The organism is Acinetobacter sp. P37 (assembly GCF_057480965.1).
In genome coordinates, this window is sequence record NZ_JBLIYY010000007.1 from 88873 (window position 1) to 103158 (window position 14286).

Sequence of the window (14286 nt, forward strand, 5' to 3'; positions counted from 1 at the left end):
CCTTTAAAACTCACTTTAATTTTTCAAATCTTTATTTTGATGCCATGAAATTCGGTTTTCATGGCTTGTGCTTTTAACGACGTGTTCAATGTTCAGTGATGTAAACCAGCGCATTTAATGGAATCAGTTGATAAAGTTCTATAACATCGCTGTTTCGCATGCGAATACAACCATGTGACATCGGTATACCCATAGGCTCTCTATCTGGTGTGCCATGAATATAAATATAACGTTTATAAGTATCACAGCCCTCACCTGCATTAAAGCCGGGTTCTAAACCACTGAGCCATAATATTCGAGATAAAATCCAATCCCGATCAGGGTGTGATGCAGCAAGTTGCTCGTCGTAAACCTCTCCGGTCCACTGACGTGCTTTAAAAACTGCATTTTGAGGATGTTGTCCACCAAACTTTTCAGCCACTTGATGCCAGCCTCGTGGCGTCTTTCCACTATTTTCCTGCTCACCAATGCCATTTTTACCCGATGAAATGAGGTAAAACTTATTCAGTTTCGGCAAAGTTAAAGTTTGATCTTTCAAGTTAATCAGGATATCTGCTTGATCTTGGGTATATTCAGACATGCTCTTGCTCTTTCTGCTTATCTTTATCTTGTGGTTGTGTCTGCGGCGATGTTTCAATAGTTCTAATCTTATTTGGCTCTGGTCGTGTCCATAACCAAATGCCAACAATCAACATGGTTAAGTCAGTGAAAATCTTGACGGCAATCGGTGCTGATGTAAAAAGCATAATCAGACCACTCACAAACATCATGATCGATGCAAACCATTTTGCTTTGCGTGGGACTGTGCCATTTTCGCGCCAAGCGCGTAAGGTTGGCCCATATTTAGGATGATTCAACAACCAAGCATCCATTTGAGGCCAACCTTTTGAAGCCGCCCATGCCGCTAATATTAAGAAGACTGTCGTGGGCATTCCCGGCAATAAAGCCCCTATAAAGCCTAAAATGACAAAGACAACCACTAAGCTTCGCCAAAACAACGTCTTCATACCGCTACCCTGAACTTTCAATTCAGGTAGTATAAGATGTTTTTAACAAATATCCGTTGTTATTCTGCATTATTCAAAAGGTTTCAATATGGCTGTAGCCCCGACAATGTCGTCTTATTTTGAGCCATGGTTGCAATTTAAACAGCCCTTAGTTCGCCAATTGGCTTTCTGTATTGCTAGCCCAAATATTCTGCAGCAAATTCCCAATGAACTCGAAATCCGCTATCCCTTTCATTTTCATCCAAACGAGCTTTGGCATAAATATTTTGAAGCCTACCTTCCCCGTTTAAAACAACTCGAACAACACCCAAGTGAATTAGTAGAATTTTTACAAAAATTAAAAAGTACTCGCCTTGGTTTACGTTTCGAAATGTTTATGTGGTTTTGGCTTCTCGATCACCCATACCATCCCTACCAGTTACTCGGACATAGCATTCAAAAAATTGACGGCCCTCGTACAGTTGGTGAACTGGATTTTGTTTTAAAAAATACCGAAAGTGATGAAATTGAACATTGGGAAGTGGCTTTAAAATATTATCTAGCCGAGCGCGATTTTCAATTACCCTATTGGTATGGCTTAAATCGTAGTGATACTTTGGCTCGTAAGCTTAATCATTTTACCCAAAAACAATTCCAATTTGATGAAGCACTTGGGCAGCAGATTCAACAGCGCTATTGCGTTTTAAAGGGCCAATTATATTTACCTATTCAGCGTACCAACGCATTGCCAAACTGGGTCAATCCTGCGCGTAGAATAGGTCAATGGGGACATGTCATTCCATCTACGAGTCAAGGCTATTATCGCCTACAACGACATGAATGGATCTGCGTGCAGCAGCAACCGACGAGTGCAACCGCACATTGGTGGACAGATGGTTTATATAAAAAAGACAGTGATGAAAGCTATTACATGTATAGACAGCCACGCTTGGTTTTGCCGCAAACAATTTAAGACTCAATGCACCATTTAGTAGAAATTTACATTTATTTACTCAACCACCGTAAAAACCACCTACTGTTTGATACGGCTATTTTTTAATCTAAATCTCACAACAGAATAATTTAGTCTTCTAAAAATTATTCTTTCATAATGGAGATTACATTCAATGAAAAAAATTTTAGCTGCATCACTTATGGTTGCTTTCGTACTGACAGGTTGTAATACAGTAAAAGGTGTTGGTAAAGACGTATCTAAAGCTGGAGATGCGGTAACCAATACTGCTGAGAAAACTTCGGAAGAAATTCGACGCAATTAATTTCTTTCCCAAGAATTTATAAAAGAGCCCTATTTTTTAAATAGGGTTTTTTCACGTCTAAATTTCCCTTCGCTTGTCGATTCGCCTATTATATTGCGACATTTTTGACTTCTGTATTTAGCATGACCTCAACAGCAACTCTTGATCTCAGCCTAGAATTACTGCGCCAACCTTCGGTAACACCGATTGACCATACCTGCCAGAACATTATGGCGGAACGTTTAGCCAAGATTGGCTTTAACATTGAAAATATGCGTTTTGATGATGTAGATAATCTTTGGGCACGTAAAGGGACTGAAGCACCAGTATTTTGTTTTGCAGGTCATACTGATGTTGTACCTACGGGTAACTTGGATGCATGGGGTTCTGACCCATTTCTTCCTGAAATTCGCGACGGTAAACTGTATGGTCGTGGCAGTGCAGATATGAAAACAGCGTTGGCAGCTATGGTTGTAGCGTCAGAACGTTTTGTTGCAAAGCATCCAAATCATAAAGGTTCGATTGCCTTTCTCATTACTTCTGACGAAGAAGGCCCTTCGATCAACGGGACAGTCAAAGTTGTTGAAACTTTAGAAGCGCGTAATGAAAAAATGACTTGGTGTTTGGTGGGCGAGCCATCTAGCACCAACACACTCGGCGATATTGTTAAAAATGGTCGTCGTGGTTCGCTAAATGCCAATTTAACAGTTAAAGGTAAACAAGGGCACGTTGCTTACCCACATCTTGCGATTAACCCAATTCATACTGCATCAAAGGCACTGGCAGAGCTTTGCGATACCGTGTGGGATAATGGCAACGAATACTTCCCTGCAACGTCGTTCCAGATTTCCAATATCAATGCGGGTACAGGTGCAACCAACGTTGTTCCGGGCACGATGAATTTACTCTTTAACTTCCGTTATTCAACAGAAGTAACGGCAGATGAACTCAAAGCACGTACTTTGGAAATTTTAGATCGTCATGGCGTTGAATATGACATCTCTTGGACGTTATCTGGTCTGCCTTTCCTAACCCCTGTCGGTGAGTTAGTGAATGCTGCACGTGATGCCATTCGAGATGTTACTGGGACAGAAACAGAACTTTCGACCAGTGGTGGAACTTCTGATGGTCGATTCATTGCGCCTACAGGAGCACAGGTGCTTGAACTGGGTGTTTTAAATGCTACAATTCACCAAATCAATGAACACGTCAATGTGGCAGAGTTGGAGCCACTTTCTGAAATTTACGAAAAGATTTTAGAAAACCTGTTGGCTTAAATATTCCCTGCATAGTCAAAAAAAGGAACTCCATTGAGTTCCTTTTTTTATATCTCGTTTTTGAAAATATTAAGCCGCTTGAAGCCCAATACTGTTTTGAATATTGGCTAAATGTGGAATATGAAATACCTGATCGGCCATGCGTACATATTGGAAAATATTGGCGTCTTTCACAGCTTTATCTTCATCAACCACTTCAGAAATACGCAGACGAATGGTTTTCGGCATTTCATTACACATCAGTGCAAAACGCTGTCCAACATCATCGCCTTCAATCACCAAAGCCACGCCCTGATTTTTTGCAGGATCATTGACCGAGAAAACAGGCAATTTCAATTCATGCCATTCAACAAAAGGAACCTTGGTTGCACTATCGAGCGCTGAAAGCACAATATTTTGTGGCAACAACATTGGCTCTTTACCATGACAATCAATGATATACGCATCTATAAAACCGGTTGAAACCGTAATGAGATGTTGCAGTTCCTGTTGATCAACTTTATCGCTGACAACCTGAGAAACAGTATTTTGGCTCATAGATTACCCCTGCTTTTCTGCAATTAAAGCTTCAATATTGGCAAGCAATTCAGCTTCTTGGAATGGTTTACCCATATAGTGAGTCACACCTAAGCTAAAAGCACGCTCACGATGTTTTTCACCTGTACGCGATGTAATCATAATGATTGGCAAGTCACGGTGAATGTCATGGTGACGAACTAAGTTTGTCACTTCGAAACCATCCATACGTGGCATTTCAATATCGAGTAGCATCAAGTCTGGACGGACATTTTCAAGCTGCTCAATTGCATCCACACCATCTTTCGCTGTCACGATGTCATAACCTTGACGTTCAAGTAAGCGTGAAGTCACTTTACGTACAGTTACCGAGTCATCGACAATCATCACTAAACGACGCGCATTGGCTTGACGGCCCAAGTCACGCTGCTCAGCTGAATGTTTAACACGCTGCGTAGTTTGAATCTGACGTGCAATATTTTGCCCATCCAAAATCAAACATACATGACCATCACCTAGAATCGTGGCACCTGCAATCGCGGCCACACTAGTAAATTGTTGACCAATTGGTTTCACCACGATTTGAGAACGTGAACCCACCAACTGATCGACCAATAAAGCAATGGTTTGACCACTGTTGCCTTTTATTAGCAATACAGGCAATGAATGACCGACATTATTTAAACGTGGAATTGGCTGATTACCCACAAACTCTGATAGATAACGTAGTTTGTAATTGGTGTTGTCAATTTTAAACACGTCATCATTACTATTGAAATAAGTTTCGAGTGCCGTAGGTGCAATACGAACAATACGTTCAATTTGCGCTAATGAAATCGCATATTGCTGATCGCCCGCTTTCACCATCAAGGCATCGCTGACCGCTACAGTCGTTGGTACACGAATGGTAAAGGTCGTCCCTTTACCTAACTCAGACTCAACGGAAACATGACCACCCAAGGCTTTAATTTCACTTTGCACCACATCCAGACCAACACCACGACCCGAAATTTGCGTTACCGCTTGTGCCGTTGAGAAACCTGGATGGAAGATCAATTGCAAGATTTCTTGTTTATCGAGGAACTGATCCGCTTTGATTAAACCAAGTTTTAAGGCTTTGTCTTTAATTTTGGTTTCATCAACCCCTTTACCATCATCACTGAAAGACACCAGTACATCAGTACCCTGACGACTAATGTTCAAGACGATGCTACCCACTTCTGGCTTTTTCAAAGCCAAACGGTCAGCAGTATCTTCTAAACCATGGTCGACCGCATTACGCAGCATATGTTCAAATGGTGTCACCAAACGCTCTAAGATCGTACGGTCCAATTCACCTTCTGTATTTTGAACAATCAATTCTGCAGGACGGTTCAAGGTCGAAGAAGTTTGACGCACAATACGTTGTAAACGTGGTAACAAACGATCAAATGGCACCAAACGGGTACGCATCAGACTTTCTTGAATTTCTGACTGAATACGTGATTGTTGTAATAACAAACCTTCCGCATCACGGATTTTTTCTGCCAAAGTACTCTTGAAGTCAACCAAATCTGACGCAGATTCGGCTAGAGATTTTGACAATTGGTTAATCGATGAATATTGGTCCATCTCCAATGGGTCGAAATCCGCATAGCGTGAATTTTCAGAACCATGTTTGGCAATAATTTGTGACTCAAGCTCACCATCCATTCGACGTAACTGGTCAGCAAGTCGCTTAATCGCCAACTCCATTTCATTCAAGGTATTGCCTAGCTGACCTAAGTCCATTTCAATACGTGAACGGTTAATCGAGTTCTCGCCTGATAAATCAATCATCTTCTCGACGAGATCAGCCGAGATACGAATCATCTCATTGCTGTTATCAGAAGAATTGGCTTCAGACCATTCACCCAACATCGATGGCGGTTCAACACCATCACCCTGAATAAATTCAAAGCCTTTACTGACAATACCTTGTTCTAATTCTGCAACACGGTTTGGCAATTGAACCGTAACATCCACATACTGAATGGATTCTAAGCTCAATTTGATGCTGTCAAAATTACTATAGTCATGGTTGAAGATCGCTTCTTTTAACCATGCCAAAGTCGTTTTGAGTAAGCCGTCATATGCATTTGAGTTGAAATGATGAACCGCGAAATGCTCAAACGTTGTCTCAAGTTGATATGCAATTGCAGCAACAGGTTCATTTTCAACCATACGCGCTCCACCTTTAATACTGTGGGCAGCACGTTGTAATTGAAGCAATACGTTACGGTCACTACGTTGTTCAGTCCATTGATTTAATAATTGAACGGCTTGTTCAAGAATTTCCTCAGACTCTTCAAGGAAGGTTTCTTCCATGACAGAACGTAGATCGTCATCTGGATGCTCAACATGTTCAGCAACCGCATGTTCAAGATGTTCAACAGCAGACTCAGTGTGAGCAATCGTTTGAGCTTCAACCACTGCTTCTGCAGTGTCTTCAGCAGCATCCATCGGCTCTGACACCGACACATCTGGCTCTACTGTAGCTTGTAGAGTTTCAGCTGAAATAGGAGCCGAAGCCAATGCAACAGGTTCTGAACGCTCTCCTGCCACAATTGACTGAATATTCCTTAGAATATCGATCACATTATTCGCAGGGTAGTCGATCCCTTGGTCACGAATGGTTTGAATACGATCTGAAATATCATCTTGCACCAAACGAATAATTTGAATTAACGTAGGGGTAATCGAAATTTGCTGACGAATAATGCGCTCATAAATCGATTCCAATTCATGCGAAATTAAACCCACATGAGACGCGGCAATCATATTTGCACCACCTTTTAGGGTATGCAAATAGCGCATTAAATTATTCAAAGCTGAAGTATTGGTTTGATCGTGCGTCCAAGTACTAAGGTCTTGGTCAATACCTACCAATAACTCTTCTGCCTCTTCAATAAAGATCCCTAAAAGATCTTCATCAAAGTCATTATTCGCATCCGCCGCTTGCATCTGTTGATGATCAAGTTGAATACGCTGACTTAATTGTGCAAAGTCTACTGCTGTTGTATTTGCAACAGCGGCTTTATCTTCTACTGTGGCAACAGGTTCAGCAACTACATGGGCTTCTGGTGTTGTCGTCGCTACAACTGCTTCAATGTCTTGTTGAACAAATGCAGTCAGCTCATTTAAGAAACGCTGAACCTCTTCACTTAACACCACACGCTGACCCGCAGCTAAAGTGTCAAATAAGTGAATGAACTCTTGATGTGCTTGCGCAAATAACTCATAGCCATAATCAGCATGGAGTAATTCAGGCTTTTCAACTAAAGACTGATACGCTGCACGCAGTTGAGTTGTGAAATCATGGATTCCAACAGAGGCACGATTATCCGTATGTTCAATCAACTCTAAAGCTTGCTGACTGAGCTGTTGAATATAGTCTGGGAATTCAGCAAGGGCACGTTTATCAAACTCAAATTCAGCATCTAATAACTGATCAATATTTAATTCGATTAGTTTAGAAACCAAACCTTGTGGATTATCTTCAGGCGCCAATTGATCTTGGCTAGCAAAACCATAATCATCCCAAGCGGCTTTGAAGGTTTCATAAATAGATGCAAGATTTGCCTTATCTCCTGAACGCAGCACGTGTAAATAATCACGAACAAATTCAGCATATTGAATCAATAAAGTAGTTTCTTTCGAGCTCGATACAATTTCGTCTTGTAATAAGGTTTTGAATAAGTTTTCAACTTTTGAACTGGCTTCAAAAATCTCTTCGATTTGCGCCATCGACGAACTACCACGCAATGTGTGTAGCGCGCGAATCAAACCATTATAGTCTTGTGATTTACTGTCATCAGATTGGAGGAACTGATCAATCGTTTGTAGATGTTCTTCAGCTTCTTCAATAAAAATGCTCACTGTCTCTTCGACCAGTGATGCATCTGCATCCACTTGTTCAGGAGCAGGTTCTGATTCAACAACCGCATCAATCGTGTTTTCAAGCACTTCTACAGGTGCTGTAGCTTCAACATCAGTCAGTTCTAAACCAGTGACACCATCTTCAGATTTTAATTGATCTGCCAGTTTTAATAATTCTTCGAGTGCAGGCTCAAGGCTAATATTTTGTTGTAATTGTTGCCCCATTAAAACCAATGGACGTAAGTCAACATCCAATTCGGCAACATTTTTAAACCGTGGATAGAGCTTATATTGATAAACATTTAAAACTGTTTGTGCAAACTTTTGAACGGTTGGCGTTAACTGTACTGAACCCGCAATGACACGGTTCAGCGTATCTTCAACTGCCCATGCAGTTTCACCCGCCGATTTTGCCCCAACCATACGACCTGAACCTTTCAGTGTATGGAAATGACGACGAATCGTCGTTAAAGTGTCTTTATCTTGTGGATTTTCCAACCAAGTTGTAAATAAACCCGCCAGTTCTTCAAAGATTTCTTCTATTTCTTCAACAAAAATCTCTAAAATTTCTGCATCTTGATCAAGATAACTATCTTCAGGAAGCGTAGTTGTTTCAACTAAATTTTTTAATATTTCTTTCATAGCTAAGGCTTCTTATGTTTTGCCACCAAGAAGGTTGCTCAAACTTAATTGTAACCATCACCTAAGACTTAACTGTGACGTTAAGTTCACCTTATCGATGTGTTATCTGTAATCGGTGCAGTACCCTAGCCGTAGCTAAGGTACTGCAGGTTTTCGCCTGACTTACTCTGGGAGTTTAAAGTCAGATACAGATTCACGTAATGATTCAGCCATGTTCGCCAATTCAGATACCGAACGTGCAGTATCAAATGTTGCACTGGTGGTTTGCGAGGTAATTTCTTGTACAACGTTCATCGTTGTCGCAATATGACCAGCTGAAGCAGACTGAAGTTTTGCGGCATCCGAAATGTTTGCGATCAGTTTCGCCAAGTTACCCGATACAGACTGAATTTCATCTAGTGCTACGCCGGCATCCTTAGACAAGTTCGCACCACGTACAACTTCCGAAGTCGTTTGTTCCATTGAAATTACGGCTTCGTTAGTATCCGTTTGAATGGTTTTTACCAAGCCTTCAATCTGTTTGGTTGCAGACGCTGAACGTTCCGCAAGACGCTGTACCTCATCCGCTACCACGGCGAAACCACGACCTGCTTCACCCGCCATCGACGCCTGAATTGCTGCGTTTAATGCCAAGATGTTTGTTTGGTCGGCAATATCGTTAATCAGTGCGACAATATTACCAATCTCTTGAGAAGACTCACCCAAACGTTTAATACGTTTAGACGTTTCTTGAATCTGCTCACGAATCGTGTCCATACCTTCAATTGAACGGTTTACGACATCTGCACCGTTTGCAGCAATTTGTACAGAACGTTCTGCTACGACAGCTGATTCTTCAGCGTTCGAAGATACTTGGTCAATCGACATTGCCATTTCGTTAATCGCGGCAGATGCACCAGCAATTTCTTGCGCCTGATGTTCAGATGCTTCTGCAAGCTGGTTGGTAATACCCTGCGTATTCGCCGTATATTGCGCAACTTCTTGAGAAGTTTCTGTAATACGCGATACAAGGTCACGTAATTGGTCGATTGCGAAGTTAATCGAGTCGGCAATCGCACCAGTAAAGTCTTCAGATACCGTCGCATACGAACGTAAGTCACCGTCTGCAAGATCGGCAATTTCATCGAGTAAACGTAAAATCGCGTTCTGGTTACGGTCATATTCTTCTTGAAGACGGGTTACACGGAATTTATCCGATTGACCACGTAAAGAAAGAAGTTTGAACACACAGATCAAGAAGGCCGTTAAAGCAAGAATCAACAGTACCGCAGGTAAAATGGTTTTCAAGCCTGTGCTAGAAGACAATTGATTTAAGTTGTCCAACAATTTGTCTGACTCAGCAAAAATTTGTGAAGATGCTTTACGTACGTTCACAATTTGCGTTGAGTTTTTCAAAATTGTCGCAGCCGCTGATTTTAATACATCGTCATATTCAGCTTTAATGCCTTCAAGTGACTCACGTAATTCAGGGCTTTCAATACGTTGTACACCAAGCTCTGTACTACCATCCAATTGGGCATTTAAGTACAAACCGAAGGTTTCAGTATCGGCACTGAAGTCATCTGCAGACTCACGTGAGCTATCAGAACCTGAAAGCACCGAACTGATCGAACGTAAAATACGTTCTGCAATGAATACTTGGTTTTTCGCAATCACCACCTGGTTCGAAGGCATGTCTTGACGTGCCATTTGGTCGACCATCAAGTTATATTCCGCCTGAATCCCCGGAATGGTTTCACCAATCGCGATGTTCGTGTCATATAATTTATTAATGATTTTTTGTTGCGAAGTAATCAAGTCAATACTTTTTGAAACCTCAGCCCACTGCGTATCTACAGATTTCAGCGCATCTGTATTTGCATGAATGTCTTTTACAGTTTCTAAGTTTTCTTTGAACGAATCTTGAGAGGCAATTAATTTTTTCATTGCATCTTCAGTACCTGATGCAGTTGCCTCAGTTGCTTGACGCGAAATTGTTTGCGAAAGAAGACGGAGTTCACCCAAACTTTGCGTTAATTGGTTACCGCGAGGAACGCTATAGAATAGGTATAATAAAATAATCGTTGCCAGTACTAATGAACCAATCGCACCATAAATAAATGGTTTGGATTTTTCACTATCACCAAAAACTCGAGATAATTGATCTGTCTGTGATTGCAGTTTTGCCAGAAAAGCATTACCGCCTTTACGACCACTGGTGCTTTCACCCGTATTTTTCTTTTTAAGTTTAAAGCCCATTCAGCTTCTCCCCGATTACGCCTTCTTTCGTTCGTGCGCGACAATTAATTTATAAATTTTATAGATGCGTTCATGTATTTTGGATTTTGCAGTAAACGACTGAAGAGAAATACATTCCACTGCTGGTTATGCTGGTGGAAATACCCCTGACAATATTCCTGCAAATTTCGATCCAACTCATTATCTTTAGAAAAATAACTTTTCTTATTAAAGTGTTGAATACCCAAAACTTGATCGACTATCAAACCGACATAATGGTCATTATGACTAATACATAAAACTTTTTGAGTGGGTGAAAAACTACTTCGATGACCGGTTATATATTGTGCTAGGTCAGACAAAGAAAGTAAGCGTCCCCGAATATTGGCTAGTCCCATCACCCAAGGTTGGGTGTTGGGAACTGGCGTATATTTTGGTGGGTAGATCACTTCAGCTACTTCACCTAAAGGAGCAACGTAATATTGCCCCATCATCTCAAAAGCAATGCCTGACCATCGGTTTACTTCATTTTCAGTGGAAACGTAGTTTTTGTTTCCTCGTTTTGCGATTCGAAGTAATTCGATAAATCCATTTGCTGCCATAGAGCTTTATCCTGCATTGAGGTGTTGCTTAATCACATCAATTAATTGTTTTTCGTCTACAGGTTTAGTTAGATAATCAGAAGCACCTTGGCGTTTACCCCAAACACGGTCAGTTGCCTGATCTTTGGTACTTACAATGACAATCGGGATATGTTTGGTGGTCGCACCACGTGCAATTTGACGTGTTGCTTGGAATCCATTCACACCCGGCATTACCACATCCATTAAGACCAAATCAGGTAACTCAGCTTGAGCCATTGTCACCCCATCAGCCCCATTTGAAGCTTCAATCACTTCAAATCCGTGTTTACCTAAAATTTCTTTAAAACGGAATGTTTCTGTTGGTGAATCATCAACGATTAGGATACGTGCCATGCTTTTTCCCCAAAAAAATAAAAAATCTAATTAAGCTGTAACGTGATTACGAATTGCATTCAGCAATTCATCTTTACTGAATGGCTTAGTCAAGTATTCATCCGAACCCACAACACGACCCTTCGCCTGATCAAATAAACCGTCTTTACTTGAAAGCATAATCACAGGAATATTTTGATAATTTTGAGAGTTTTTAATCAGGGCACAAGTTTGATAGCCATCTAGACGTGGCATCATAATATCGACAAATACGATATCTGGATTCGCATCTGCAATTTTTGAAAGTGCTTCAAAACCATCTACAGCAGTGACTACTTCACATCCTTCACGCTGAAGCAGCGTTTCGGCCGTACGACGAATGGTTTTTGAATCATCAATTACCATGACTTTTAGATTTTGGAATTTATCGTCCATTTATTGACCCTACCCATTGAGGATGTACAAACAATTAAGTTAGCAGCATTATTATTTACAAGTTATGAACATTTTTAACATATCTTTACTTGCGTTTTCAATGAACATTTTCTGCGCAAACACACAAGATTTCTTGTTTTTATTAACTGCTTCACACTTTCCGATGACCAACGATTTTTTTTTAACTTGGAATAGTATTTAATTGTCTTAATTAAGCATATTATAGCAAGATTATTACTTTAAAATAAGTAATTTAGTCAACTTTAAACTGGGGAGTACAAGGTTGAGTCCGCTTACAAAAAAAATTCACTTGATTGGCCTTAAACATTTCTCAAAAAAAGTCATCCTGACGACTTGTTTACTGGCTTATACCCCGCTTTTATTTGCTGCACCAAACAATATGCAGCAACCACAAAAGGCGACTTGGTATCGCTACTATGACAATAAAGGTGTAGCAAACATCAGTACCAATGTGACACCAAATCACATCCGCTATGGTTATGAAGCACTTGATCAAAATATGCAAGTGATTAAACGTAACCGCCCCTACAATGCTGAAGCTGACGTTAGACAAGCTCCTCAGCGTGCTGCTCAAGCACGTCAGCAAGCGTCAGATATCAAACTTAAAAAAGCCTATACCAATAGCCGAACTGCGGCCATCAAAAAGCGTGATGCACTGACTGGTATACGTAAACAGATCGTGTTTGAACAAGAACAATTAAAACAATTACAAAATGATCGTGTATTATTTGTTCGCCAAGAACGTGAACATTTTCGAAAAGGTGAAACCGTTCCGGCAAAATTAAAAACAATGTTGGATAATAATCAAAAAAATATGGTAGCGAAAAAAGAATACATTCAATCGTTACAAACTCGCTATCGAAATACAGAAGCTGAATACGACAGAATTATTACGCGTTTAAAAGCGATGGAATAAACTTGTTATTCAATTGCTTTTGTAGACCGCTGATATAAGGACCATTATGCACTCTGCACAGCAATCATCCCCATTTTTAAAGCTTAGCCTGCTTTGCATAAGCCTGACTTTGGCTGCATGTCAAAAAGAAGATCCGCAGCAAAGTGTAAAACCAGAAAATAAGATTGAATTGATTCAACAAGATCTGGTCACGATCGAACAAGGCAACGCCATTTCAAAAACTGCCTTTACTGGTACCATTCGGGCGGTCAATCAGAGCAGTATTCAAGCCCAAGTCACTGCGACTGCAACCAATGTTAATGCCGAAGTCGGACAACGTGTCAGCAAAGGCCAAGTGTTGGTGCGTTTAAATAATCAAGACAATGCCGCACGTCTTGCTCAATCTCAAGCAAACCTTGCCTCCACGCAAGCTCAAGCCAATCAAGCCAAACTGATGATGGAACGTAAACAGCGTTTGCTGAATCAAGGCTTTATTTCCAAAGTAGAGTTTGAACAAAGTCGTGTCGATTACCAAGCTCAAATGGAAAATGTTCGTGCCCAACAAGCTAATGTCGACATTGCGCGAAAAGCCAATCAAGATGGTACCATTTATAGCCCTATCCAAGGCGTGATTACCAAACGTGATGTTGAACCCGGACAAACAGTTGCTGCCGGACAAACCCTTTTTGAAATCGTTAATCCAGACCAATTAGAAATTCAAGCCAAATTACCAAGTGATCAGCAAGCTGCACTGAAAATTGGACAAAAGATTGAATATAGCATCCAAGGTAATAGCAATTTACTCACAGCACAAATCAGCCGGATTTCACCGATCGCCGATCAAGCCAGTCGTCAAATTGAATTTTTTGCAGCCCCAAATGAAACTATTACTTCATTAAGTATTGGTGCTTTTGTCGAAGGTCACATCTTAGGCACGGATAATATTTCAGGCCAAAAAATTCCACTCGATACCATTCAAAGTCTAAAAGATAAACCTTACGTCTGGGTCATTCGTCAAAATAAAATTGCCAAAGTACCTATACAAATTTTGAATCAGAGTTATAGCAATAACACCGCGATTGTTCAGGGCTTACAAAATAGTGATCTGATCAGCCGAATTAAATTTAATGATTCAGATATCAAACAAGATGTAAGTATCAGCCAAAATTAAAAGAATAAGGCAGGACA

General features: G+C 40.7%; 13 protein-coding genes. 5 read left to right on the plus strand and 8 right to left on the minus strand.

What is annotated here, in order from left to right; genetic code table 11:
* Positions 1-85 precede the first annotated feature (85 nt).
* Positions 86-580, minus strand: coding sequence for a cell wall-recycling L,D-carboxypeptidase ElsL (gene elsL, locus AC25JC_RS08330; protein ID WP_486923841.1), 495 nt, complete (start codon positions 578-580; stop codon positions 86-88).
* Positions 573-1007 (minus strand): YbaN family protein, encoded by a 435-nt coding sequence (locus AC25JC_RS08335; protein WP_180004991.1) that lies wholly within the window; start codon positions 1005-1007, stop codon positions 573-575. The genes elsL and AC25JC_RS08335 overlap by 8 nt, the downstream gene beginning before the upstream one ends.
* 88 nt (positions 1008-1095) lie before the next feature.
* Here AC25JC_RS08335 and AC25JC_RS08340 point away from each other — a divergent pair, with 88 nt between their 5' ends.
* From AC25JC_RS08340 to dapE, 3 genes are all read left to right on the plus strand, one after another.
* Entirely contained in the window at positions 1096-1959 is an 864-nt protein-coding gene (locus AC25JC_RS08340) for a DUF1853 family protein (RefSeq protein WP_486923842.1), read from the plus strand.
* Positions 1960-2113: 154 nt separating this feature from the next.
* On the plus strand, positions 2114-2263 hold the full coding sequence (locus AC25JC_RS08345) for an entericidin A/B family lipoprotein (RefSeq protein WP_078191053.1): 150 nt from the start codon (positions 2114-2116) through the stop codon (positions 2261-2263).
* A 122-nt stretch (positions 2264-2385) separates the two neighbouring features.
* Positions 2386-3519: a succinyl-diaminopimelate desuccinylase gene (gene dapE / locus AC25JC_RS08350; protein WP_180023170.1), complete on the plus strand. Its 1134-nt coding sequence runs from the start codon at positions 2386-2388 to the stop codon at positions 3517-3519.
* A 69-nt stretch (positions 3520-3588) separates the two neighbouring features.
* Here the strand turns inward: dapE and AC25JC_RS08355 are convergent, their stop codons facing one another.
* From AC25JC_RS08355 to pilG, 6 genes are all read right to left on the minus strand, one after another.
* The gene (locus AC25JC_RS08355) at positions 3589-4056 is read right to left on the minus strand and encodes a hypothetical protein (protein WP_486923843.1); all 468 of its coding nucleotides are present in this window, start codon (positions 4054-4056) and stop codon (positions 3589-3591) included.
* 3 nt (positions 4057-4059) lie between these two features.
* Complete coding sequence (locus AC25JC_RS08360; RefSeq protein ID WP_486923844.1) at positions 4060-8574, minus strand: hybrid sensor histidine kinase/response regulator; 4515 nt, start codon at positions 8572-8574, stop codon at positions 4060-4062.
* 162 nt (positions 8575-8736) lie between these two features.
* Positions 8737-10812 carry a methyl-accepting chemotaxis protein gene (locus AC25JC_RS08365; RefSeq protein ID WP_078192256.1) on the minus strand — a complete coding sequence of 692 codons (2076 nt, stop codon included), beginning with the start codon at positions 10810-10812 and terminating at the stop codon, positions 8737-8739.
* Positions 10813-10856: 44 nt separating this feature from the next.
* On the minus strand, positions 10857-11393 hold the full coding sequence (locus tag AC25JC_RS08370) for a chemotaxis protein CheW (RefSeq protein WP_111884922.1): 537 nt from the start codon (positions 11391-11393) through the stop codon (positions 10857-10859).
* 6 nt (positions 11394-11399) lie between these two features.
* Positions 11400-11768 carry a response regulator gene (locus AC25JC_RS08375; protein ID WP_078191059.1) on the minus strand — a complete coding sequence of 123 codons (369 nt, stop codon included), beginning with the start codon at positions 11766-11768 and terminating at the stop codon, positions 11400-11402.
* Positions 11769-11798: 30 nt separating this feature from the next.
* Positions 11799-12182 (minus strand): twitching motility response regulator PilG, encoded by a 384-nt coding sequence (gene pilG, locus AC25JC_RS08380; RefSeq protein ID WP_078191060.1) that lies wholly within the window; start codon positions 12180-12182, stop codon positions 11799-11801.
* A gap of 346 nt (positions 12183-12528) precedes the next feature.
* Between pilG and AC25JC_RS08385 the strand changes: the two genes are divergently transcribed.
* Both AC25JC_RS08385 and AC25JC_RS08390 read left to right on the plus strand, forming a co-directional pair.
* Complete coding sequence (locus AC25JC_RS08385) at positions 12529-13119, plus strand: hypothetical protein (RefSeq protein WP_373683972.1); 591 nt, start codon at positions 12529-12531, stop codon at positions 13117-13119.
* Positions 13120-13165: 46 nt separating this feature from the next.
* The gene (locus AC25JC_RS08390; RefSeq protein WP_180114730.1) at positions 13166-14269 is read left to right on the plus strand and encodes an efflux RND transporter periplasmic adaptor subunit; all 1104 of its coding nucleotides are present in this window, start codon (positions 13166-13168) and stop codon (positions 14267-14269) included.
* Positions 14270-14286: the final 17 nt, after the last annotated feature.

Bases quoted from the DNA above. Each gene is read 5' to 3' on its own strand.
- elsL (WP_486923841.1), bottom strand. From the start codon at position 580: ATGTCTGAATATACCCAAGATCAAGCAGATATCCTGATTAACTTGAAA.
- AC25JC_RS08335 (WP_180004991.1), bottom strand. From the start codon at position 1,007: ATGAAGACGTTGTTTTGGCGAAGCTTAGTGGTTGTCTTTGTCATTTTA.
- AC25JC_RS08340 (WP_486923842.1), top strand. From the start codon at position 1,096: ATGGCTGTAGCCCCGACAATGTCGTCTTATTTTGAGCCATGGTTGCAA.
- AC25JC_RS08345 (WP_078191053.1), top strand. From the start codon at position 2,114: ATGAAAAAAATTTTAGCTGCATCACTTATGGTTGCTTTCGTACTGACA.
- dapE (WP_180023170.1), top strand. From the start codon at position 2,386: ATGACCTCAACAGCAACTCTTGATCTCAGCCTAGAATTACTGCGCCAA.
- AC25JC_RS08355 (WP_486923843.1), bottom strand. From the start codon at position 4,056: ATGAGCCAAAATACTGTTTCTCAGGTTGTCAGCGATAAAGTTGATCAA.
- AC25JC_RS08360 (WP_486923844.1), bottom strand. From the start codon at position 8,574: ATGAAAGAAATATTAAAAAATTTAGTTGAAACAACTACGCTTCCTGAA.
- AC25JC_RS08365 (WP_078192256.1), bottom strand. From the start codon at position 10,812: ATGGGCTTTAAACTTAAAAAGAAAAATACGGGTGAAAGCACCAGTGGT.
- AC25JC_RS08370 (WP_111884922.1), bottom strand. From the start codon at position 11,393: ATGGCAGCAAATGGATTTATCGAATTACTTCGAATCGCAAAACGAGGA.
- AC25JC_RS08375 (WP_078191059.1), bottom strand. From the start codon at position 11,768: ATGGCACGTATCCTAATCGTTGATGATTCACCAACAGAAACATTCCGT.
- pilG (WP_078191060.1), bottom strand. From the start codon at position 12,182: ATGGACGATAAATTCCAAAATCTAAAAGTCATGGTAATTGATGATTCA.
- AC25JC_RS08390 (WP_180114730.1), top strand. From the start codon at position 13,166: ATGCACTCTGCACAGCAATCATCCCCATTTTTAAAGCTTAGCCTGCTT.